The organism is Pantoea sp. USHLN256 (genome assembly GCF_037149875.1).
GTDB classification, from domain to species: Bacteria; Pseudomonadota; Gammaproteobacteria; order Enterobacterales; family Enterobacteriaceae; genus Pantoea; species Pantoea nemavictus.
This window is the reverse complement of the sequence record NZ_JBBCQO010000002.1, coordinates 604,876-626,590: the sequence shown is the minus strand read 5'-3', so window position 1 is coordinate 626,590 and position 21,715 is coordinate 604,876. Positions and strand designations below refer to the sequence as shown.

The following is a 21,715-nucleotide window of genomic DNA, read 5'->3' as shown; positions in this document are numbered from 1 at the left end:
TCCTTATGGCATATCGAGGGGAAGTGGGGTGAGTTCCTGCATCAGGCATCGCAAAACGGCCTGCCAGTGCGTTGTCAGATAAAAGTGGTCACCCGGCCAACTGAGTAATTTGAAGTCATTCAAGGTGAAATTTGCCCAACGTCTGGCTTCAGGCTCGTTAACTTCACTGTCTTCGGTGCCGTGTAACACGGTAATGGGAGAGGTGAGCGTCATGGAGGATGTAGGCTGGCAGCATTCGATCAGCGCGTAATCATGGCGCAACTGCCCCAGCACTAATTCGCGCAGCGCAGGAAACTCAAACACTGAAGCTGATGTTGCAGAAAAGCGCGATACTTCAGTGATCAATGCCTGGTTGGATGCGAGATGAAACTGGGTCTGGCGCTGCCTGTCAGGCGGCGTTTGTCCCGAAACAAACAACTTACACACCGGGTTGCCCGAGTGCTGCATCGCTAAGGCCAGTTCCCAGGCCACGGTGGCGCCCATGCTATGGCCAAACAGAATTCGTGGTCGAGGCGGCAACTCTGCAAGTTCTTCCATGAGCTGAGAAATCAGCATACGCATATCACTGATCGGGTCGTGGTCCAGCCGCTCTTCGCGTAACGGTAGTTGCAGGGCCCGCAGCGCCACGCCCGTGGGCAGTTGCTGCGCCCAGCGCTGAAAATAGCTGGCGCTACCTCCCGCATGCGGAAAACACAGCACTTCGTGGTGTGGATGCGGGCAGCTATCGAGCCGGGAGAGTATTGCGTTGCGCATTAAATCGCCCCCTCAACGTTCTCTAGCAGCGACGGTAGCTCCAGCCAGCAAAAATTAGCAATCTGGCGTTGCAGATATTGCAGCGTCTCAGCAGGCGGCAGTACATCCGCCGCAAAATGCAGGCCTGCGGGCACCGCGCGCTGAATCACCTTTAATGCGGCAAATGCGGTCACCGCAGCCGTTAATTGCGCGCCCGATTCACATTCAATTACGCAAGCCCGACGCTGCAGATGTCCCTGTTTTTCCCCATAAGCTTCGACTGCCATCACATGCTGTAATCGCTTGCCTGCAAACGCTTGAATGCTTAAAGCCACCAAAGCTTCTACTGCCTGCTCTTCACGTTGAGAACGTTGTGTCAGCCACTGGGTCAGCGCCTCCGAAGCAAAAAGGTTGTACCACGTCAAATCAAGTGCAGGTTGTGATGCACCGATGCGTTGCCATTCATTAGTCATAAACGGGAAGGCTGCTGCGCTTGTTTGCGCCAGCGGCAGCTGGATGGGTTCACCGCCCGGGCACAGTTGCAGTTCACCCTGGCGTAAGGCGGTGCCAGCAACGCCATATCCATTGTCCAGGCTGGCGAGAAAGTCAGCAGCGCCGCCGAATGAAAAGGGCTCGCAGCTAAGCGCATAGCCTTTGGCTTCCTGCAAATGGTCAAATGCGCTGATGGCACTGCGCAGCAGCAAGCCGGATAACCCAGGTAACATCCCCGCCGATAAAATGAAATGCCGCTCGGGATTCACCTTGCCCTTAAGCAAAGAATAAAGGTTATCGTCGCCGCCGGGATCGACGTAATCACAATCCGACTCCGCCGCCATGCGCGCAACCCGATCACCAATCTGGCAACCGGGTGCCGCGCAATTGATGATCAGCTGACAGCCATGGCAAAAGTCGTGTAATGCGTCCTCATCAAACAGATCGACTTCCCGATAATCAACACCGGGATGTTTGCGCACAGGAAAACCGCGGCTGCCCGCGCGCAGGGGCACGACGTCCGCCAGTAGTGCAATCACCTTGTCTCCAACAGCACCGCGAGCACCCAGAATGCCCACCAAAGGTTGGCTGTTCATTGGCTGCCCTCATTCAGACCCAACGCGCGTAAAACATGCTGGCAGTGCTGGGCGCTCATGCAGCTAAAATGATCGCCAGGAAGATCATGTATCCGTAAAGGATGCGGACTATGTTGCTGCCAGTAAGCGGTCATCTCACTGTTCATTGCCGGTAAAACCTGCATCTCACCGTGCTGACGCAGGAAGGTAAGGGGATCGGGATATGCCCGTAACGCGTGCCCATTAACCGCCAGCAAGCTATGCCGAATCAGGCGATATTGTTCAGCAATGCGTGTGGGAGTGTTCAACTCACTGTCGGCAAAGGCGGCATGGTCGCGAATACGCTCCAGGCGCGCTTCAGAACTCATTGCTGCTAAGGTTGTGATTGCTGTTGCACAGAGGTCCTGTTTTCCCGAAGAGAACCGGGCGAGAGAGCCTTGTGGGATAACGCCCGGCGTCTCATGAAGGATGTCGTTTAGCAGCTGCTGGAACGCTTTTTCATCCTGTGGATAGCCAAGCGCTTGTGGGTTGGCTTGCATCACGCGTGCAAAAATATACTCAGCCAGAAGATCATCTTCGATGCGGAACGGCACCGGATAGCTGCTGATAATACTAAGTTGCGCTACATTGCGTCCCATATAAGTGAGTCTGGTGGCAATCTCCTGCGCCAGCATGCCGCCCAGGCAGTAGCCGACAATGTGTAATGGCGCGGTATCTTCGTGGTTCGAGATGATCTCTACCGCCTGATCTGCCAGCCAGGCAATGCCATTTTCTGCAGGATGGGCGAGGAACGGTTCTGGGCTGTTCAGTGCCATGCCCAGCACGCGCTGTTGCGGTCCGATGTTTTCAAGCAGCTCACGATAGGGTGCAAGGGTACCGCTGCCATCATGGATCAATAACAGCGTTGATTCGCTTTCTTTGCCGGGTTGCAGCTCCAGCAGACGATAGTTCGAGACGCTTTGTTCGCCGAAGCGAAGCGCGAAAGCCGCCAGGTGCTGCTCGTTCATCATGGCACGAAGCAGCGTATCCCAGCGCCATCCTGCGGCCTGCGGTAAGGTGGCGCGAAGTCGGCTGACTACCTGAGCAACCAACAGAGAATCCCCACCCAGCGTGAAAAAGTTGTCGTAGCGGCCAACGCTTTCAACTTTAAGTACCGACTGCCAAATTTTGGCGATGTCTTTTTCCAGTGCGGTGATCGGTGCTTCAGCCACTCGCATCCCTTCCGCAGGTTTTGACGGCACCAGCGCGGCGAGTGCGCGACGATCAATCTTGCCGTTAGAGGTCAGTGGCAGCTGCTCAAGCTGGTGGATAGCATCGGGCAGCATCCAGCCAGGTAACCATTGCGCGAGATGGTCCTGCAATGCTTGGTGTTTAACGCTGGCCTGCTGGGTTTTGAAACGTGCCGCAAACACGTGTTGACCTAAATCCTGTAACCCAAGCTCATCATTAGGGGCAATGACTATTTCCGTTGCGCCCGCCTGCTGCAGATAATTCTGCCATTCATCGACGCCCATAAAGGTCGTACCTTGCTCACGGCGACAGTCTTCAAAGCCGGTTAACCCTTCTTTAAATTCCATCGAGGACATAATCTGATAGCTGTTGCTGGTCGCTTCGATAAACACCAGCCAGCCACCGGGTGTCAGAATCTCTTTTAGCTTGCCGATGACATCAGCGGCATGACGTGAATTATGCAAAACGTTGGCGCACAGAATCACGTCACGTGAAGATGCCTCAATTCCCTGCGGCAAAGCGGGCTGATTGATGTCATACAGGCCATAACGCACCCACGGCCATTGGCTAAAGCGTTTCTCTGCTTCATTGAGGAAATAATTCGACAGGTCACTAAACAGATAATCCACCGGGAAATCATCCAGCGCAGGTATCAGGTCAAGGCTGGTTCCTCCCACGCCCGCACCCACTTCCAGCAAGCGCAGTGTATCCCCGTTCTTTTCCCGGGCAATCTGACGCACTGTGGCGCAGACCAGACTGTTCACGGTTCGGCTGACTAAATTGTCACGATAAGCCGCTTCTGCCACGTGCGTCTGCCCTTGAGGAAACAACAGATCCAGCGGATCCGCTTCATTGCGCATGAGCGCCGGCAGGGCGAGATGGCTGTCATGCATATAACGCAGGATGGCGGCACCCCAGTTCACCTCCTTTTCCAACTGGTGGAGCCTGCTCCAACGCTGCTCTACATCCTGAAGCGTGATGTGCCGCTGTGCGCTGAAATGCGTTTCCGTTTTCTGCTGTAAAAAGCCGTGCTCGGTCAGAGCACGCAGCCAGCGGCCAATCAGACGCTCATGGCGTTTTGCGACTGCGCCGCTGGCAACCAGATCGCTAAGGGTTACCGGAATTTGCGGATTGCTAAACTGTGGCAGGCTTAAAAGCGCCTGCGCCATAGCGTATAACGACACCTCTTCAATGCCCTGCGCCAGCTCTAATACGGTGGCCCGGTTCATTTCTCCTGCGAGTGTCTTTGCATGCTGAGGGAGTATTTTTGCTACATCCGAGCCTGCCTGAGAAACCGCTTGTTCTGCCGCAGTGACAAAGGCCAGCAGTCGCTGCGTGCTTTGACCACGATCGGTGACCAACACGCTGGCCGCTGCAATATCCTGGTGACGAATCAGCGTGCTTTCGATTTCGGCCAGTTCAATGCGGTGGCCGCGTACTTTAAGCTGATCGTCTTCACGGCCAAGAAATTGCAGGTTGCCATCTGCTCTGTAAGCCGCCAGATCACCGGTACGGTACAGGCGTTCGCCACTTTTCGGGTGCGTGATAAAGCGCTGGGCCGTTTTTTCAGCATCACGATCGTATCCGATCGCCAGCCCGGCGCCGGCGATAAACAGATCACCGGCGACGTCTTCGGGACACTCATTCAGTTCGCTATCCAGCACATACATGTGTTGGTTGGGTAGCGGGCGGCCATAAGGAATACTGGTCCAGTCAGGCTGAACATGGTCAATGGGATAGCAAACCGACCAGATCGCGGCCTCGGTGGCGCCGCCCAGACTGTACAGTTGCGCATTCGGTAAGGGCTGGCGGGCGCGTTCAGGTAAATTAACCGGGATCCAGTCTCCCGATAACAACGCCGCGCGCAGTGAAGGACATTGTGCATCGGATTCACTCTGCAAATAATCCACCAGCATGGCGAGCTGTGCAGGCACAGAGTTCCACAGAGTGATGTGATCCGCTTGCATCAGACGAGCCAACTGCCACGGATCGCTGCGATGACGGGGTTCTGGTAGCACCAGTGCTGCACCGGTAGCTAGAGTGCCAAAAATGTCGTAAACCGCGAGGTCAAAACTGAGGTTAGCCAATCCAAGCACGCGATCACCTTCATGCGGATTGAGCATGCGGTTAATGGCTTCAACCGTATTACGTGCTGCCTGGTGGCTTATCATCACCCCTTTAGGTTCACCGGTAGAACCAGAGGTGTAGATAACATAGGCAAGGGCATCAGGACTAATTTCCGGCCAGCTTAGCGGCAGTGTGCTTTCATGCTGCTCATCGACGAGAATGAGAGGAGGCAAATCACTGTCTGTTTCCGCAAAAGGAAGCTGGCCGCTGTCGGCCAGAATGGCATCCGGGCGCGCAAGTGAAAGCAGCCACTGTTGGCGTTTTACCGGGAGTGAGAGATCTAAAGGAATCCAGGCGGCGCCCGCCCGCATTGCGGCGAGAACAGCAACAACCTGAGAGATGCTTTTTTCGATGGCGATCACCACCCGGCTTGCGGGTGTAAGGCCTTGTTGTAGCAGGCGCGCCGCGAGTGCATCGGCGGCAGCGGTTAATTGCTGGTAACTCAACGTTTGATGCGCATCCTTCACCGCCAGCAGGTCGGGAGTACGCAGCGCCTGCTGCCAGACGGGGGCATGCAACACTCCCTGCGGCAAAGCCGTCGTGGTGTTGTTCATTGCCAGACGGCGTTGCAGCTGTGCTGCCGGTAAGGGCACGTTAACCGGGATATGCCACGCACCCGCGTTTTCACACAGCGATTCAATGGTTGCGCGGAATGCGGCAAACATCTCTTTCGCCGTTGCAGCAGAGAGCATGCCTTCACGAATATCCCAGTTAATATTCAGGCCGTTTTCGCCTGGGCTGATTTGGCAATCGAGGGCCACCTGAGGCGTTTGCGTGATGCTGTAGGTTTGTTGCGCGCCTTGCAGCAGATGCGTACAGCAGTCCGTGCCGCTACTTATTGCGCTGGTAAATGCAACCGGATACAGCGCTGCTTCTCGGCCTCGCCGGCGGGCCAACTCGCGCAAAACATCGATGCCGGTGAACGCGCTATGGTCGAGATCGCGCCATAATTGTTCCTGAATGACCTGAACCTGGCAAAGCAGGGAGCGCTGAGCCGCCAGTTTGATGTCGAGCAATTCTACTGCGCTAAAATCACCGATCAGCTGATCCACCGACGGATGCAATGGCTGGCGCTGCATCATGGTGAGGCTCAGGCCAAAATGGCTACCGGCTCCCCAGCGCTGGAGTGTCGCCGCATACAGGGTGACAAACAGCGCACTTAATCCCACCCCGTGCGCGGCGGCGGCCTGCGCTAATTGGGAAAATTGAGCGGGCGCTAGCACAAAGCTTTCGCGGAAGAATTTTGGTGTTAAAGGCTTTGCGCAGATAGGCAGCGCCGGTGCGGCTGGCAATGTGTCCACTCTTGCCAGCCAGTAATCACGCGCCTGCAAATAATCAGCACTTTCACTCTGGAGCTGACTATTGATCACGTAGTCGCGGAACGTGATTGCGGGGGCTGTTACCGTTTGGCCCTGATAGGCCGCGCTTAACTGCTTCAGCAACTGACGCGCGCTCTGGAAGTCACACACCAGCAAATTGAATGAGATGTGGAGCACGGCGCAATCACTCATTTGCGTCACTTCCAGGCTAATCAGAGGCCAGCAATCGGGTTGGCCTTGATAATGGCTTAGTGCTTCCCGACGCTGTTGCAGGCATTGCTGCTGCTCTGATTTCGTTCGTTTGCCAATGTCTTCAACGTTGATCGTGGCCTCTGGCACATCAGCGAGCGTCTGCTGCGTGCCGCTAGCATGAACGATAGTGCGCAACATATCGTGGCAGGCGATAAGTGACTGCCAGGCCGTGGTCAGGCGGGCAACATCCAGTTCTGCAAAACGAAACTCGAGGTAGCCATGGCAATCAACCCCTCCCAAAGTAAAAGCTTCACTGCGTCCCATTAAATAGGCAGATTGCAGACCAGTCAGCGGGTAAGGCGCAAACCGCTGGGTCGGGTCGTCATGCCACTCAGTTTTGGTTAACGCCGCGATAAGTTCGGGCTTGTGCAGCTTCAGTAAAGAGACGCGTTCAGGCGTCATGGCACCCGCGGGCGCGCGATAGCGTAACGTGTCACCTTCGCACCATAGGACAATACCCGCCGCTTTTAGCTCACTGATCAATGTGGACGAATTCATAATGCTCCCTCTTCGGTGGTGGTATTGGCAGAACAAGTTGAGGTGATAAAGGTGGCCAACGCCGCCAACGTAGCGTTGCTGAGAAATTGACGCAGCGAGAGCTGTACGCCATACGTTTGATTGATGCGGTTGACCAGTCGCATCGCTTGCAGACTGTTACCTCCCGCCTGGAAAAATGTCAGACGGATATCGCAGACATTCACTTCAAGTATTTCCTGCCACATCAGGCGCAGTTGTGCATGCAGGGGACTTTCATCGTGGCAGGCTTCGGTCAGTGGCGTTGCTTGCGGTGAGAGGTCAGCAATCATCTGTTCGAGCGCAGCACGGTTAACTTTGCCATTGGCGGTCAGGGGTAAGTTGCTGACAGTGTGGATGCGTGAAGGCAGCATATAAGCGGGTAGCTTTGCCGCGAGCGTAGCCAGTAATACCGCAGTGTCGAGTTGACTGTCGGACGTGAGAGCCGCTTCGAGACGCTGATTTACCACCAGACAGAATGCATCGATTACACTCGGCAGTTGCTGCAGCGCTGACTCGATTTCAGTCAGCTCGATACGATTGCCATCCACTTTGACCTGATGATCCTGCCGCCCGAGAAAATGCAGCAAGCCATCCTCGGAATAGCAGCCGCGATCACCCGTGCGATACCAGCGCTCCCCCTGATATTGAACAAAACGGCGGTCGGTCTGAGCCGCATCACCGATGTAACCCCGCGCAAGCCCCACACCGCCAATCCACAACTCACCCGGTACACCGTCTGGGCAGTCACTGTGATGGGTGTCCATGACGCGAAACTTTTGGTTGGCCAGCGGATAACCGTAAGGAACACGGGTTGTGCTGTCAGTCTCGGACATTATTTCAAAGGCATTCGACCAGATAGCTGCTTCGGTGGCGCCGCCCATCGCAATAACCCGCACTGGATGGGGTATTCGCTGACGCAAACGCTTTGCCAAATCCGGCGCTACCCGATCACCGGAAACCCATGCCTGTCGAAGTGTCGGCAGGAAGGGCTGGTTTGAGGTGGTTAATAACAGCATTTCCAGCAGCGCCGGGACTGAATTCCACAATGTTACTGCGTGCTGCTGCGCCAAAGACCGCCAGCTATCCGGATCGCGACGCTTATCTTCATCAGGCATGACGAGGGCGCCTCCCGCGGAAAGTAAGCCGAAGATGTCGTAGACCGATAAATCAAACTCCAGCCCGGAGATCGCCAGCACGCGATCGTCATGAGTGATGCCAAAGCGGCGATTGAGCGTTGCTATGGTGTTCCATGCCGCGCGATGCGTGATTGCTACGCCTTTAGGTTCTCCCGTGGAGCCCGAGGTATAGATAACATAGGCCAGGGTTTCGTCATTGCCGCTGGCTGGTGTTTTCAGAGTACGGGAATGAGGGTGACTGATTAACTCACTGGTTTGATAAACCAGCACCGATTCCGGCCACGGTTCAGCCTGGTGAGTGATGACACAGACCACCTCTGCGCGCTGGCATATCGTTATGCGTCGGGCGAGGGGATGATCAACGGCCAGAGGCAGCCAGCATGCGCCGGTGGCGAGCACACCCAGCACGGTGGCAATTTGTTCAATGCCTTTAGGGACATTGATGGCAACAATATCCTCGGGTTTCACGCCGCGCTGACGCAGTTCAAAACCAATCTGCAGTGCGCGTTGCGCTAATTCCTGATAGCTGGTGGTACGATCGGCAGTAATAACGGCGGGTGCGTGTGGCTGATGTTTTGCCTGTGCAAAGAAACCGTCATGCAGTCTTGCGGGCTCAATACTGAGTGCCGTGGCGTTGACCCGGCTGCGCATGGCCTGAGTAACGGGAGGCAGGGCGATATCGGGCACATCACGCCACTCCTGTTCAATCAGCGTATGCAGGCGTGCTAACCAACAGCTGAACATCGAACTGACCATCTCAGCAGGAAATAAGCTGTCCACGCTATCCCAGTTAAGTAGTAGGCCTTCACGCGTTGGGTAGCTTTGATGATCAATCCAAACCTGAGGCGTTTGAGAAATCATCCAGTGCAGTGTGCCCAGCGTTTGTTCCGCAGCTTCCGGAAGAAAAGGCTCGCCGAGGTTAAGAGCAAATACCACAGGCGCGGTGCGGGGAGCAGTCCCTTCCAGACGTGCTAAATCACGCAACACCTCTACACCTGAGTAATCGGCCTGGGCAATGTCACGGTGCAGTTGTGACTGCAACTGTTGCAGGCGCTGCACGAAGGATGCCGGTTGGCGGAAGTCAACTTCCAGCAGCAGCAGCGTGGTGAAGTCGGCGACCATATCGCCTACGTCTGGCACAAGATCGTTGCGATTGAATAACGGCACGTTGATCAGGAAATGTTTGTTCTCACTCCAGCGCGCCAGTACTTCGCAATACAAGGTCAAAAAAACCACGGCAAGGGTGATGCCATGCTGTTTGGTTTTGTCTTGCAAAATCGCCAATTGGTGGTGCTTGATCAGATAGTCGCGTCGGGTGAAACGCGGTTTGGTCACCATTTCGGGTTGCTGAGCCAGCGGAAGTGCAGGCGCACCGGGCAGTGAACTCAGCCGCTGCTGCCAATAGGCTTTTGCCTCACGGTAACGTTGCTTGCTCTCAATCCCTTGCAGGTATAGATGCTGGAAAAAATTAGCCTTTAAGGGAGGTAGAGCGTTATCTGGCTGGTTGTAGAGCTTAGCCATATCTCGCAGCAGAACATTTATGCTCAGAACATCCGCGACAAGCAGGTCTATATTCAGGTGAAGCCGGGCCACATTCCCTGGCAGGCGTGAAAGAGCAACCCGCAGCGGCCATCCCTGTTCAACATCCGCGCGATAGTGGGAAAACTGCTGACGATATTGCTGTAGCCTCACGTCAACCTGATTGGCGGACATGGCGCGTAAGTCAGCCTCTTCAACCGAAAAAATACGGTCGCACACTGGCACATGCTGCTCTCCTTGTGCGGAAAACTGCACCTGAAGCATGAGATGCCGTTCGACTAAACGCTGACAGGCCCGGCGCAGGCGCTTCGGACAAATATCAGCGCCCTGTAGTTCGATATACACCTGACAGCTATTGCCACCCAGCGGTTGATCTTCCTGTCTGCCCATCCAATAGGCTTGCTGTACCGGAGTTAATGCGATTGGCTGCGCAAGATCCTGTGTGGGAATTTCAGCGAGTGCAACTGTGCTTGCCGTTGCTTTATCGGGAAGCAGAGCAAGCCAGGCAGTGAGAGTAGGGTGCTGTTTTAACGTATCGAAACTGCAATGGACACCCTGTTTGCGCAGCAGGTTTACCGTTCTCATCAGGCCGATCGAATCGACACCTTGCAGCAGAAGAGAGTGATTGGCCTCTAATGCCTCCACAGGCAATCCGGTTAAATTAGCCACATGATTCAATAAAAGTTCTTTGAGACGCGGCATTTATTTCTCCTCCGGATTAAAGAGAAAGGCTTGCTTTAATTTCGCACGAAGTTGTTTTTTGCTGACTTTACCGACACCGGTTAAATTAAACGCCGTAGTGAAAATAAATCGATCTGGAATTTTAAAGCTCGCCACGCCTTGTTGAGTGAGAAACTGGCGCAGTTCTGTGGCTGAGGGCGCAGGAGAATCATATAGAATGAAGGCACAACACTGCTCGCCTAAATAATCATCATGAATGCCGACCACCGCCGCGTCTTTAACGGCGGGATGGCGCAATAAAATATCCTCAAGTTCACCGCAATCAATTTTTTCACCACCACGGTTAATTTGATCTTTATCGCGGCCTTCAGAAATAATATCGCCATCCAGAGTAAGTCTGACTAAATCACCACTACGATAAAAACCCTGGTCGGTAAACGATGCGGCATTAATTTCGTCAGGAGCATAATAGCCACGGATAGTGTAAGGGCCGCGCGTAAGCAAGAAGCCCATTTCACCCGCGGCTACCGCTTCGCCATGCTCATCGACAACCCGAATCTCATCTGCGGATGTCATGGGTTTTCCCTGAGTGGTTAATGCCCGTAGTGAGACATCGCCAGGCTGAGTAAAACAGATCAGGCCTTCTGCCATACCGAACACCTGCTGCAAACTGCATCCGAGCACCGGGCGAACACGTTTTGCAGCTTCATAACTCATTTTCGCGCCACCCACCTGCAGCATCTCCAGTGAGCACAAGTTGGGCTGATAGACTTCAGCCGCATCCAGCCAGACCATAGCCAGTGGTGGTACTAACGCGGTTACCGTGACGCGGTGTTGATTAATCAGATCAAAGCAGTGATCGGGATAGTTTTTATCGCTAATGACCACTTTTCCGCCTGCCAGCAACGTGCCAATGAAACCGGGACAGGCCAGCGGGAAATTGTGGCCCATCGGCAACACCGTCAAATACACGGTTTGAGGTCCAAAACCACAAGCCTTGATGGCAGCGCGGATATTACAGAGATAATCCCGATGACGACGCGGAATCAATTTTGGTATGCCGGTGGTACCGCCAGAAAGTTGAAAACACGCAAGATCGTCAGGATGATGATCGGGAAGTAGGCGCTGCGGGGCGAGCTCAGCAGATAATGTTTCGTACAGGGAAGCGCCTTCCGCAATGCTTATCTGCTGAATATCAGGTAACGCCCGTGCCAGACTTTGAGCAACCTCTTTTAGCGAATCTCCATCGAGAGTTTCCTGATAAAAATAGGCCTTAGCATTGGCAGCCCGGGTAACAGCCAGAATCTCATTTTCTCTGTGCGCAGGAAGCACGAATACCGGCACAATTCCGGCGATAAAGAAGGCAAATAACGCCTCAACATAATTTATTGAATTCGGTAAGTGAAGGATGACTACATCACCTTTATCGATATTCATTTCTTTAAAGCGCGCAGCAAGCTGAATACCGCGATCGCATAGTTGGCCGTAGGTCCGTTTTTCGTCATTGAAGCAGATTGCTATTTCATCGCGAAGCGCATTTGCAATATCATGAATACATTGACCGAATGTCTCTTCATTCCATAATCCCTGACGAAAATAATTCTCACGATATTCCTGTGGCCATTCTGCGAGCGTATAGCGCGCAGTCAGTGAGGGGTTATTTTTCATATTTAACCTGCCAGACCTTAACGTTATTACTGAATGATTCAGGGGCAACTGCCCTGAGATAAAATCGGTAATATTGTTATGCCTTCAGGTTATTAATAACAATCATCAGAACTTTAGCCGTAGGAACTAATTCTTTAGAAATTATGAAAGTCTGGACCAGTTAAAACTGTAACCCATTATCATTATGCGGTTAATAACATCAGATATTAAATTTTCAACACCTAAAGTGATAGACAGTTATTTACATTGCCTTTACAGTGAGAATGATTATCAATACCATTTTTCGCATAAGGAAGATCGATGATGGAGCGACAACAGCGGGGCATGAAAGAGCGAGTTGAAAGCGGTGCACAGATCCTACTGAATGGCGATATTGCGCTGACCAGCGGCAGTGTAAAACCGCAACGTGCCATCTGGCACGATGAACAGCTTCATCTCGGCTTGAAAGTCATCATCATTGAAAGCGGTGAATTGTTGTGCCGCTTCCCCCAGCAAAAAGAGTTACATATCAAGGGACCTGCGCTGTGCGCTATCTGGAATCAGGATATCGCACAGGCCAGCCAGTGTTTTCTTCCGGGTGCGGACCTGCGGTTCACTGCCGTTAATCTCTCCACTAACTCATTGAGTCAGTATCTGTGTGAAGATTCAATGAGCCGGTTAGAAGCAGGTATGCATCTCGATCTGTCTGCTAAATCTAAAATGCGCGTACAGGCCGCGCCAAAATGCCTGTGTGGACTTAAAGCCCAGCTTTTTACCAACCCTCTTGAGGGCGTTGCCCGACAGCTCTATATGACGGGCAAAGCACTGGAGATCGTAGCGCATACCCTTGACAGTTTGAGCGCGAAAAATGGCGCGATTGAACCCGCGATGCCGCGTTTGAGTAGCGGTGATATCGCACGTTTGCACGATGTCAAAACGTTGCTGGCCGAGCGGATTGATTCACCGCCCTCTATTACAGAAATCAGCGCACTGGTGGGTCTCAACACGCGAAAACTCACCACCGGGTTCAGACGATTGTTTGATCAAAGCATATATGGCTATCTCCAGACACTTCGACTGGAAACCGCGTGGCACATGCTCTCAAGCGGAGAGGCCAGCGTGTCGTCAGTGGCTTATCAGGTAGGCTATTCACCGGCTCATCTGTCGGTCGCATTTCGCAAGAAATACGGCTTTGCGCCTAAGGATATGCGGTGCTGAAGATAAATTGGACGAGATAATGTTGGTTGATTAAGTACAAAACCCTGCCAAAACGGCTGTGCAGAACATCCAGCAGCATTGATTTGTCGAGGCTCAGCTCGGCAATGAGTTTCTTAATGTCAATAACGGTTTATAAGTGATCCACTTTTGGCACGAAGCAGACATTGCACAGTAGCTCCGCTATGAGTGAAAAGCGAACTAACGTTTATCCTGGCAGCGCGGAACTGTTACCGGCATATGCCAAAGTCTTTTTATCCATCCTTAAATGATTTTATCTTTTATGATAAACCCTTCTGTAAGCTAACCCGGTTCATCAGGGATAAAAATAACAAGGACTAAACTCATGCCTACCGCAACTATTCGTGCCGCGCTTGGAGGGACTCTTTTATTGCTGTCAGTCTTAGTCTCAGCGTCTGCAACTCAGTCTATGTCCATACCTGCAGAGCATCCGAACTCGCAGCTTATCTCTGTACAGACGCAAGGCTCAGGAGCGGATGTCATATTAATTCCGGGGTTGGCATCGTCACGCGAAGTTTGGGGCGATTTAGCATCAGGTTTACGTAAGAGCCACCGCATTCATCTTGTTGAGCTTGCGGGCTTTGCGAGTACGCCTGCCATTGCCAATCCAGAGGGAAAGGTCATCGCTCCGGCAGTTGACGCCATCGCTGATTACATTCAAACCCAGCACATCAAAGCACCGGTAATTATTGGCCATTCTCTTGGGGGAGAAATGGCAATAATGCTGGCGGCCCGTCATCCCGACCTGGTCGGTCGTTTGATGATCGTCGATGCGTTGCCGTTCTATATGCTGATGATTGATCCTGCGGCGACCCGCGAAACTGCTGCCCCACGTGCTACTGCTACGCGGGATTGGCTACTGAGGCAGTCGCCGGAGCAAATGGCAGAGTTTCAGAAAGCATCCATAGCCCGTCTGGCTAAGACCGAGGCGATGAGGCCAGCTTTGGTGACGGCGGGGATTAATTCTGATCGCAAAACAGTGGCGGATGCCGTGTATGAATTAATGATTACCGATCTGCGTCCCGAACTTGGTCGCATTAAAGCGCCGATTGAGGTCGTGTACGCATATGACACCTTATTCGGGATTCCTGCCGCCAGCGTGGATGCGATGTACCGTCAGGCCTATGCTTCTGCGCCAGATATTCATTTCACACGTATCGATAACAGTTTTCACTTTATTATGCTGGATCAGCCAGAACGGTTTTCCAACGAAGTAGAGTCATTCTTAAATCAATAGATGCTGCTGCTGCACATCAGCTCGGCTGTGAGAGAAAAGCAGCCGCTCTTGTTTTCAATAACGATGTATAAGTTATCCACTTACTACTGTAGGTGATGGATAATTAGGGGGGATGGGATTTTAAATAATAACTTAACCTTTTTAGAGAACGGATTAATATAGGCGACCCAAACGCTCAATATTATTTAACATGTGCAGAAACAACCTGTGAAGACATTTTTGCTGTTTCTATGAGTCTGCGCTGAGACATGCCCTGATAGGCTGCAGCAGATAACCCTTTCAATGTCACCACAATAAAGTCTGTAAGGCATTCAGCTGATTGTGGACACTTAGCCTTAAGCCAGTTATGAATGGCTGTAGTTCCTGGCTGAGCTATCTTACAGGCGACTTCCCGGGCATCTTTATCATCAGCGCGCATGCCCTCAGTAACCAAACAACCACGCTGATGCGCATGACGCCCGTATTGTCTGGCTGCTGCAATAAGCAAAGCTTCCACACCTGCCGCAACAGATTTCTCGGGTGATAAAAGTTTATCTAGAGGAAGCGCGCTCTCCTGTGCGTAACGTTCCAGTGTCCTCTGGTATAAACCCACCTTACTGCCATACGCAGCATAAAAACTGGGTGGCTTAATGTTCAACGCCTGAGTCAGGTCAGCAATGCTCACTGCGTCATAGCCATGTTCATGAAATAGCGCCTGTGCAATGGCCACACCAGCCTCGCGATCAAAAGCAGGGCGTCGCTGCCTGTTTATCTGTGTCATCTCGCCTCCTGAATGCTATTTATATAGTAACCGCTAAATGATAAAGCATCAAAGGTTAAATTTATGTAATTGAATTTAATCGATTTATAAATAGCCATTAAAATAAAGCTTGTGCATGAACCTTTTTCTATGTAGTGATCACTACATGTTCAATCACTACCAGAAAGGAAACATCACCATGCCTCAGTCATTCCAGAACAAAATCGCAGTTGTAACCGGTGCGTCATCCGGCATCGGTCTGGGTATCGCGCAAGAGCTTGCCGCACGCGGTGCAACCGTAATCATTACTGGCCGAAATAAAAATAAACTTGAGTCGGCAGTCAGTACTTTAGGCCCTGATGCGAGTCAGGTTCAGCTGGATGTATCAAGCCTCCCCGATCTGGATACATTTTATGAGCAGATTAAATCCCGATTTGGTCGCATTGATATTTTAATCGCTAATGCAGGCATGGGAGAAATTGAACCACTCGGGCAAATTACTCCCGAGAAGTTTGATCGCCAGTTCACCACTAACGTAAGAGGTATTACATTTACCGTGCAGAAAGCCTTACCGCTGATGAAACCCGGTAGCAGCATTGTTATTACAGGATCGACGGCCTCAATTAATCCCGGGGAGGGGATGAGTATTTATGGCGGTACCAAGGCCGCATTACGCGCAATGGTACGTAGCTGGATATTGGATATCAAAGGTTCAGGCGTTCGCATAAATGTTCTCAGTCCGGGCCCGGTTGATACGCAGTCTTTACGCGACTTCCTGCCACAGCCTGTGGACGTAATTTTGCAATCATTAAGAGACCGCAGTCCAATCGGGCGCATCGGGCAGATAAGCGAAATTGCAAAAGCGGTTGCTTTCCTTGCCAGTGAGGATGCCGCCTATATCAATGGCGCTGAAATATTTTCTGATGGCGGTGCATCGCAGATCTAATATTTTTAATGTAACGCTTAGGCTAACAATTATATCTCATCTGCCGAGTGACGTTGTTCATCATTTAATGTGAGCAATACATTTGCTGCACTGCTGGATGAATGTGTCAATTTCACGCTTTCTGAGTCTGTTATCAAATAAAGTTAATTATACCCGTCCGCTTTTAAAAGTATGTGGAGTTTAATCCTATCCTGAGGAGTTCTAATCATGACTAACTTTAACAAAGTTGAAAATATTCAAAATTATATCGATGAATTACAAATACAGCGTTTGCTGGCTATCTATGTTCACAATCTGGATGATGGGAAATTTGCCGAAAACGCTGAATTGTTCCAGCATTCCGAATTTATCGTTTTAAGTGATATTGCACAGGGTCGCGAAGAGGTTGAACAATTTCTTATCCATGGCGTTCAGCGCCATGAAGACGGAACGCCCCGGACGTCGCATAACGTTTCTAATGTACTGATAGACATCTCGCCGGCCGGTGATACAGCAACGAGCGTCAGCTATTTCACCGTTCATCAGGAGCTGGATGGATTTTCATTGCAGCCAATTTGCACTGGACGCTATTTCGACAGTTTTGAGAAACATGACGGTCAGTGGCGCTTCACATCCCGCAACGTTGTTCCGCGTTTGATGGGTAATCTTCAGTTCCATGTTGGCAACTCTGCCGCCCGTTCACAGGCTGAGGAGGCGTAGTGGACACTAATAAGAACGCTCTCGTTACCGGAGCAAATAAAGGTATTGGTTTTGCAATCGTCAAAGGTCTGGCAAAGGCCGGTATGACCGTCTGGATGGGCGCGCGCGACCGCAGGCGGGGTGAAGACGCCGTTGAACGTTTAATCCAGGAAGGTCTTGACGTCAGACTACTTGAACTGGATGTCTCGGATGAAGCAAGCGTGACCAATGCCGTTAATGAACTCTCGCGTAAAGTCGCATCACTTGATGTCCTTATTAATAATGCCGGCATCATCAATGATATTCATATCCCACCAAGCCAGGTCAGTATTGAGGATATAAAAGCGGTGTATGAAGTTAATCTGTTTGGCCCGATTCGGGTGACACAGGCTTGCCTACCTCTGCTTAAAGCGTCCAGCAATGCCCGGATTGTCATGATGGGCAGCGGCGTAGGATCCTTAACGCTAATTACCGATCCGACTTCAATATATTCAAGCGTAAACCTGCTAGGTTACACCTCTTCAAAGGTTGCTCTGAACGCTGTTACCGTTTCATTCGCGAAAGAACTCGAACCTATGGGTATTAAAGTCAATGCCGTTGAACCCGGCCATGTGCAGACCGATTTAAATGGCAATACGGGTTTTCTGACGCCAGATGAAGGAGCCATTACAGCCATAAAAATGGCATTAACGGAATCAGATGGGCCGACGGGTGGTTTTTTTGGTAGCCATGGTCGTCAGCCCTGGTAGTGGCGTTCTTGTTGGATATTTGCTGGCTTAACCGAAGCTGATGAGTAAGTTGTATAACAGCTAAAGCCAGGGATTGAATGACCGACATTTCATCATTCTCTGAATGGCCGTGTTGAGCACAAGAACACCGAGAACCATGGATGATAAAAAGGCGTGACGTGCAAGGATGCACCTGCCAGTCCCTAGAAGCTGTGAAGCAAGGGACGCGCATTATACAACGATTGTTCATATTACAGGTTTTGTCAGAGGCATAACGGCGAAAGGCCTAAACAACGGCAAGGCACAGTCTGTTTTTTGATAATGTCAATACAGAGATAAACATCGCGGTGTTTAATCCACGGCAACATTCATTAATGTCCGCTACTGGCACTGATTGAAACTTATAAAAATGCGGCTTAGGTGTTGTTTATTATTCAGCCACAACCTTTTTGCCTTCTGCTGGCTCCCACGCATTCCACATCTCCCAAAATATCACCGCAACGACCTCCTTGAGCATTTCAGGTGGGAACGTTTTACGCTGAGAAATCGTTCCAATACTTGCATCAATGCGTGCTTCAACGTCCCATGTTCCCATATTCATGGCGAAGGAATCACAGTGCATCGTTAACCAAATAATTCTCCCACAGGTGCAAGAGGAGGGGTTATGCAGGGTAATATTGGTTACTGCTGGGGCTTCAGGCATATTCATTGTGCCACATCCTTTAATATTAAGTTGGAAGCAATGGCCGGTGGATTACCGGCCTGGTAGATGCAAGGACCATCGCCGCTTTAATTAGCGAACCTAAATGCGTCCGATCGTCTGTTAATAAAATGCTTGGGTTAAGATGTGCCCGAAAGTTTGATGTCCTTCAACATACTGAATGCCAGCTTCATATGCTCTTCGCTGACAACAAATGCCCGTAATGCCCCGTCTTCATCACGGCCTTGAGCAATAATGCCTGACGGGGATAACGCCATATCCCAATGATAAGCTGCATTCGCTGGATCGCCCGCCAGGTGAAGCGGCATATCCGGCGTTTTAACCTTGATCAACATGGCTGGCAGCATCAGTTTGGCGTCGTGACCGGTAAGGTTTTTAGCCAGCGTCATTGCCGCAAGGGTAGCGGGCTGCAGATAGGGCATCAGTTTTCCCTGAATCTCTGCACAATCACCCAAGGCGGAGACATCGGTAGCCGAGGTGGCGAGAGTGTCATCAACCACAATTCCACGACGTGTTTCGATTCCCGCACTCTGCGCCAGCGTAAGATTAGGGCGTAAGCCAATGGCACACACCACGGCGTTAAAAATCCTCCGTTGTCCGTTACTGAACGTTGCCTCCAGTAAATCATCATGCCGTGAGATTTTGCTGAGTTCATGCCTGAAGAGAAACTCTACCCCGTTGTTCATCAAACGGTTTTGCAGACGAGCACTGATTTCCGGCGGTAACAGCGCCGAAAGAAGGCCGTTACTGCGGTCCATTACCGTTACTGCTTTACCTGCACGGTTAAAATCCATCGCGAGTTCTGTGCCGATGAGACCACCGCCGACCATCAATATTCGATGCGCATCTATCAGCGCGTTGTCATAGCGGCGGTATTCCTGCTGACTGTTCAGCGTGAAGATCAGATCACTGCCCTCTATCGCCGGTACGATGGCCTCGGCACCAGTAGCAAGCACCAGCTTGCCATAGACGTAATCGCCAGCGGGAGTTCTGATAACCTTTGCTGCCGTATCAATGCGCGAAACCGTGGTAAAAGGATGCAGCATGATGTTCTGGTTTTCCGCCCACTCTGCTGCGGTTTGTCGAGTGAGTGCCTCAGCGCGATAACCCATACTGAAAACATGACTGAGTTCGGGCTTGTTGTATTCATCACAGCTATCGGCCGCAATGATGCGAATCGGCACATGTTTATCCAGATGCCGGATGTTTTTGACCAGCTGGCGGGCGGCGAAGCCTGAGCCGACAATCACAATGTCTGCTGACATGGACTCAGCCCTCGTAAGGATCAAACACGGATTTGCCCAGCGCGCATCCAGGGCATAAGAAATCGTCTGGCACGGCTTCCCATGCGGTTCCGGGTAGGACATCCTGGTTTGGTTCGCCCTCGGCCGGGTCGTAAACCCACTGACAAACCGTACAAATCATTTTCTGCCCGATGTCTTCACCCGCTTCTACCACACCGACGCCACCCTGGTTTATGGGTGCGGAAGCTACCATAACCGCAGCGGCAGTATTCGCTGCGACGACGGCTACCGGCAGCGGCGAGAGCGCCCATTCACGGGCGATTTTGCGGCCATGCTCGCGGCACTCTTCCAGCGCGGAGAGGTCGGGACGCCACTTGGTTTTGAGCGCAATCGTCATATCAAAACCGGCATCCTGCAGGCGAGTGGCAACGCGATCCACCGCTCCGCCAGTCCAGCCATAAGAACCGAACGCGGAGGCGCGTTTATTGCGGAATTTCAGGCCGGTAATCTCTTCCAGCATGCCCGCCACCTTCGGCATCATCACATTGTTCATGGTGGAGGAACCGACCAAAATGCCCTTGGAGCGGAAGCAGGAGGTGATGATTTCGTTTTTGTCGTGGGTGGAGACGTTGTAAACCTTCACGGCAACGCGCGGATCGGTTTCGCGGATACCTTCGGCGATCGCATCCGCCATCATGCGGGTGTTGTTAGACATGGCGTCGTAGAACAGGGTGATGCGATCTTCCTGATAATCCGCAGCCCATTGCAGGTACAGCTCTACAATCTGGGTGGGTTTATCGCGCCACACCACGCCATGCGAAGTCGCAATCATGCTGACCGGCAGATTAAAGCCGAGTATCTCATTGATTTTTGGGGTAACCAGACGCGCAAAAGGCGTCAGGATATTGGAGAAATAGCGCTGGCATTGATCAAACAGTTCGTGTTGGTCAACTTCATCGTTAAACAGATGTTCATCGCAGTAATGCTGGCCGAAGGCGTCATTACTGAACAGCACGGCGTCCTCTGTCATGTAAGTCATCATGCTGTCTGGCCAATGCAACATCGGGGTTTCAACAAAGATCAGTTTTTTGCCGTTGCCGAGATCAAGCGAATCACCGGTTTTAACCACGTTAAAATTCCATTCGGGATGGTGGTGATGACCATTGATGGAATCAACGCCGTTAGCGGTGCAGTAAATCGGCGTGCCTGGAATCAGCGCCAGCAGTTCGGCGAGTGCGCCTGAATGGTCTTCTTCTGCATGGTTAATTACGATGGCATCGATTTTTTTCAGGTCGATTTCTTCTGCCAGATTCTTAACAAAATCAGTTCGGAATTTCAGATCAACCGTATCGATTAGGACGTTTTTGGCTTCGCGAATAAGATAGCTGTTATAGCTGGTGCCCCGCTGCATCTTGTACTCTTTGCCGTGAAAGTGCTCAACTTCCCAGTCACGTTTGCCGACCCAAAAAATGTTGTTTTTTACGTGAATATTCATTTGATGCCCTGTTAGCGTAAGTTGGTTTCACACTCGTTGTGCATCAAGCGTGCCAATATTTAACTTACTGATATTCATATGTTTACATATTGGATGTTGTTTAAATTACAATAACCAATTTTGTGTTAGTGACAACTAATTGTATTAATGACAATTTACAGGCATAAAAAACCCGCCGCAGCGGGTTATATATTCAGTGCAATTAACAGCGCCGGTGGATAGATGATGCCGCTGCCCAACGCAGGGCATCAGCGGCCGATGCAATTTGCTGATCGCTAAGCGCCTGACTGTTATGTTGTTCTGACACGGTGATACTCCTGAGCTACATTATCTAATCTGATAAGGCATATTCCGTGCCATTGCATAACACGTTGATTTTAATCAAATGTACAATTTCATATTGTGTTAAATACAATGTCTTTGCTTGTCTTTGAGCCAATTCATG

The 21,715-nt window shown here is 51.5% G+C and carries 14 protein-coding genes; 5 read left to right on the top strand and 9 right to left on the bottom strand.

Annotated elements, in window-relative coordinates; genetic code table 11:
• Positions 1 to 3 precede the first annotated feature (3 nt).
• The 5 genes from WFL93_RS07765 to WFL93_RS07745 are packed head-to-tail and all read right to left on the bottom strand — an operon-like array spanning position 4 to position 12,267.
• Positions 4 to 753 (bottom strand): thioesterase II family protein, encoded by a 750-nt coding sequence (locus WFL93_RS07765; RefSeq protein WP_336777758.1) that lies wholly within the window; start codon positions 751 to 753, stop codon positions 4 to 6.
• On the bottom strand, positions 753 to 1,820 hold the full coding sequence (locus WFL93_RS07760; protein ID WP_336777757.1) for a hypothetical protein: 1,068 nt from the start codon (positions 1,818 to 1,820) through the stop codon (positions 753 to 755). The genes WFL93_RS07765 and WFL93_RS07760 overlap by 1 nt, the downstream gene beginning before the upstream one ends.
• Complete coding sequence (locus WFL93_RS07755; RefSeq protein ID WP_336777756.1) at positions 1,817 to 7,225, bottom strand: amino acid adenylation domain-containing protein; 5,409 nt, start codon at positions 7,223 to 7,225, stop codon at positions 1,817 to 1,819. Before WFL93_RS07755 ends, WFL93_RS07760 begins: the two co-directional genes overlap by 4 nt.
• Positions 7,222 to 10,620, bottom strand: coding sequence for an amino acid adenylation domain-containing protein (locus tag WFL93_RS07750; RefSeq protein WP_336777755.1), 3,399 nt, complete (start codon positions 10,618 to 10,620; stop codon positions 7,222 to 7,224). The genes WFL93_RS07755 and WFL93_RS07750 overlap by 4 nt, the downstream gene beginning before the upstream one ends.
• On the bottom strand, positions 10,621 to 12,267 hold the full coding sequence (locus tag WFL93_RS07745) for a (2,3-dihydroxybenzoyl)adenylate synthase (protein WP_336777754.1): 1,647 nt from the start codon (positions 12,265 to 12,267) through the stop codon (positions 10,621 to 10,623).
• Between the two features lie 300 nt (positions 12,268 to 12,567).
• Between WFL93_RS07745 and WFL93_RS07740 the strand changes: the two genes are divergently transcribed.
• Both WFL93_RS07740 and WFL93_RS07735 read left to right on the top strand, forming a co-directional pair.
• Positions 12,568 to 13,464, top strand: coding sequence for an AraC family transcriptional regulator (locus tag WFL93_RS07740; protein WP_336777753.1), 897 nt, complete (start codon positions 12,568 to 12,570; stop codon positions 13,462 to 13,464).
• A gap of 343 nt (positions 13,465 to 13,807) precedes the next feature.
• Entirely contained in the window at positions 13,808 to 14,719 is a 912-nt protein-coding gene (locus WFL93_RS07735) for an alpha/beta fold hydrolase (RefSeq protein WP_336777752.1), read from the top strand.
• A gap of 181 nt (positions 14,720 to 14,900) precedes the next feature.
• Here the strand turns inward: WFL93_RS07735 and WFL93_RS07730 are convergent, their stop codons facing one another.
• Positions 14,901 to 15,479, bottom strand: coding sequence for a TetR/AcrR family transcriptional regulator (locus WFL93_RS07730; protein ID WP_336777751.1), 579 nt, complete (start codon positions 15,477 to 15,479; stop codon positions 14,901 to 14,903).
• A 178-nt stretch (positions 15,480 to 15,657) separates the two neighbouring features.
• On the opposite strand from WFL93_RS07730, the gene WFL93_RS07725 reads away from it, so the two are divergent.
• The 3 genes from WFL93_RS07725 (at position 15,658) to WFL93_RS07715 (ending at position 17,831) form a co-directional block, all read left to right on the top strand.
• Positions 15,658 to 16,404, top strand: a complete 747-nt coding sequence (locus WFL93_RS07725; protein ID WP_336777969.1) for an SDR family NAD(P)-dependent oxidoreductase — start codon at positions 15,658 to 15,660, stop codon at positions 16,402 to 16,404.
• Between the two features lie 207 nt (positions 16,405 to 16,611).
• Positions 16,612 to 17,103 carry a nuclear transport factor 2 family protein gene (locus WFL93_RS07720; protein ID WP_336777750.1) on the top strand — a complete coding sequence of 164 codons (492 nt, stop codon included), beginning with the start codon at positions 16,612 to 16,614 and terminating at the stop codon, positions 17,101 to 17,103.
• Positions 17,103 to 17,831 carry an SDR family oxidoreductase gene (locus WFL93_RS07715; protein WP_336777749.1) on the top strand — a complete coding sequence of 243 codons (729 nt, stop codon included), beginning with the start codon at positions 17,103 to 17,105 and terminating at the stop codon, positions 17,829 to 17,831. Before WFL93_RS07720 ends, WFL93_RS07715 begins: the two co-directional genes overlap by 1 nt.
• 409 nt (positions 17,832 to 18,240) lie before the next feature.
• On the opposite strand, the gene WFL93_RS07710 is transcribed toward WFL93_RS07715, so the two are convergent.
• The 3 genes from WFL93_RS07710 to norV all read right to left on the bottom strand — a co-directional run bounded on the left by WFL93_RS07710 (position 18,241) and on the right by norV (position 21,270).
• The gene (locus tag WFL93_RS07710) at positions 18,241 to 18,519 is read right to left on the bottom strand and encodes a hypothetical protein (RefSeq protein WP_336777748.1); all 279 of its coding nucleotides are present in this window, start codon (positions 18,517 to 18,519) and stop codon (positions 18,241 to 18,243) included.
• A 131-nt stretch (positions 18,520 to 18,650) separates the two neighbouring features.
• Complete coding sequence (norW, locus tag WFL93_RS07705) at positions 18,651 to 19,796, bottom strand: NADH:flavorubredoxin reductase NorW (protein WP_336777747.1); 1,146 nt, start codon at positions 19,794 to 19,796, stop codon at positions 18,651 to 18,653.
• A 4-nt stretch (positions 19,797 to 19,800) separates the two neighbouring features.
• Positions 19,801 to 21,270 carry an anaerobic nitric oxide reductase flavorubredoxin gene (gene norV, locus WFL93_RS07700; protein WP_336777746.1) on the bottom strand — a complete coding sequence of 490 codons (1,470 nt, stop codon included), beginning with the start codon at positions 21,268 to 21,270 and terminating at the stop codon, positions 19,801 to 19,803.
• Positions 21,271 to 21,715: the final 445 nt, after the last annotated feature.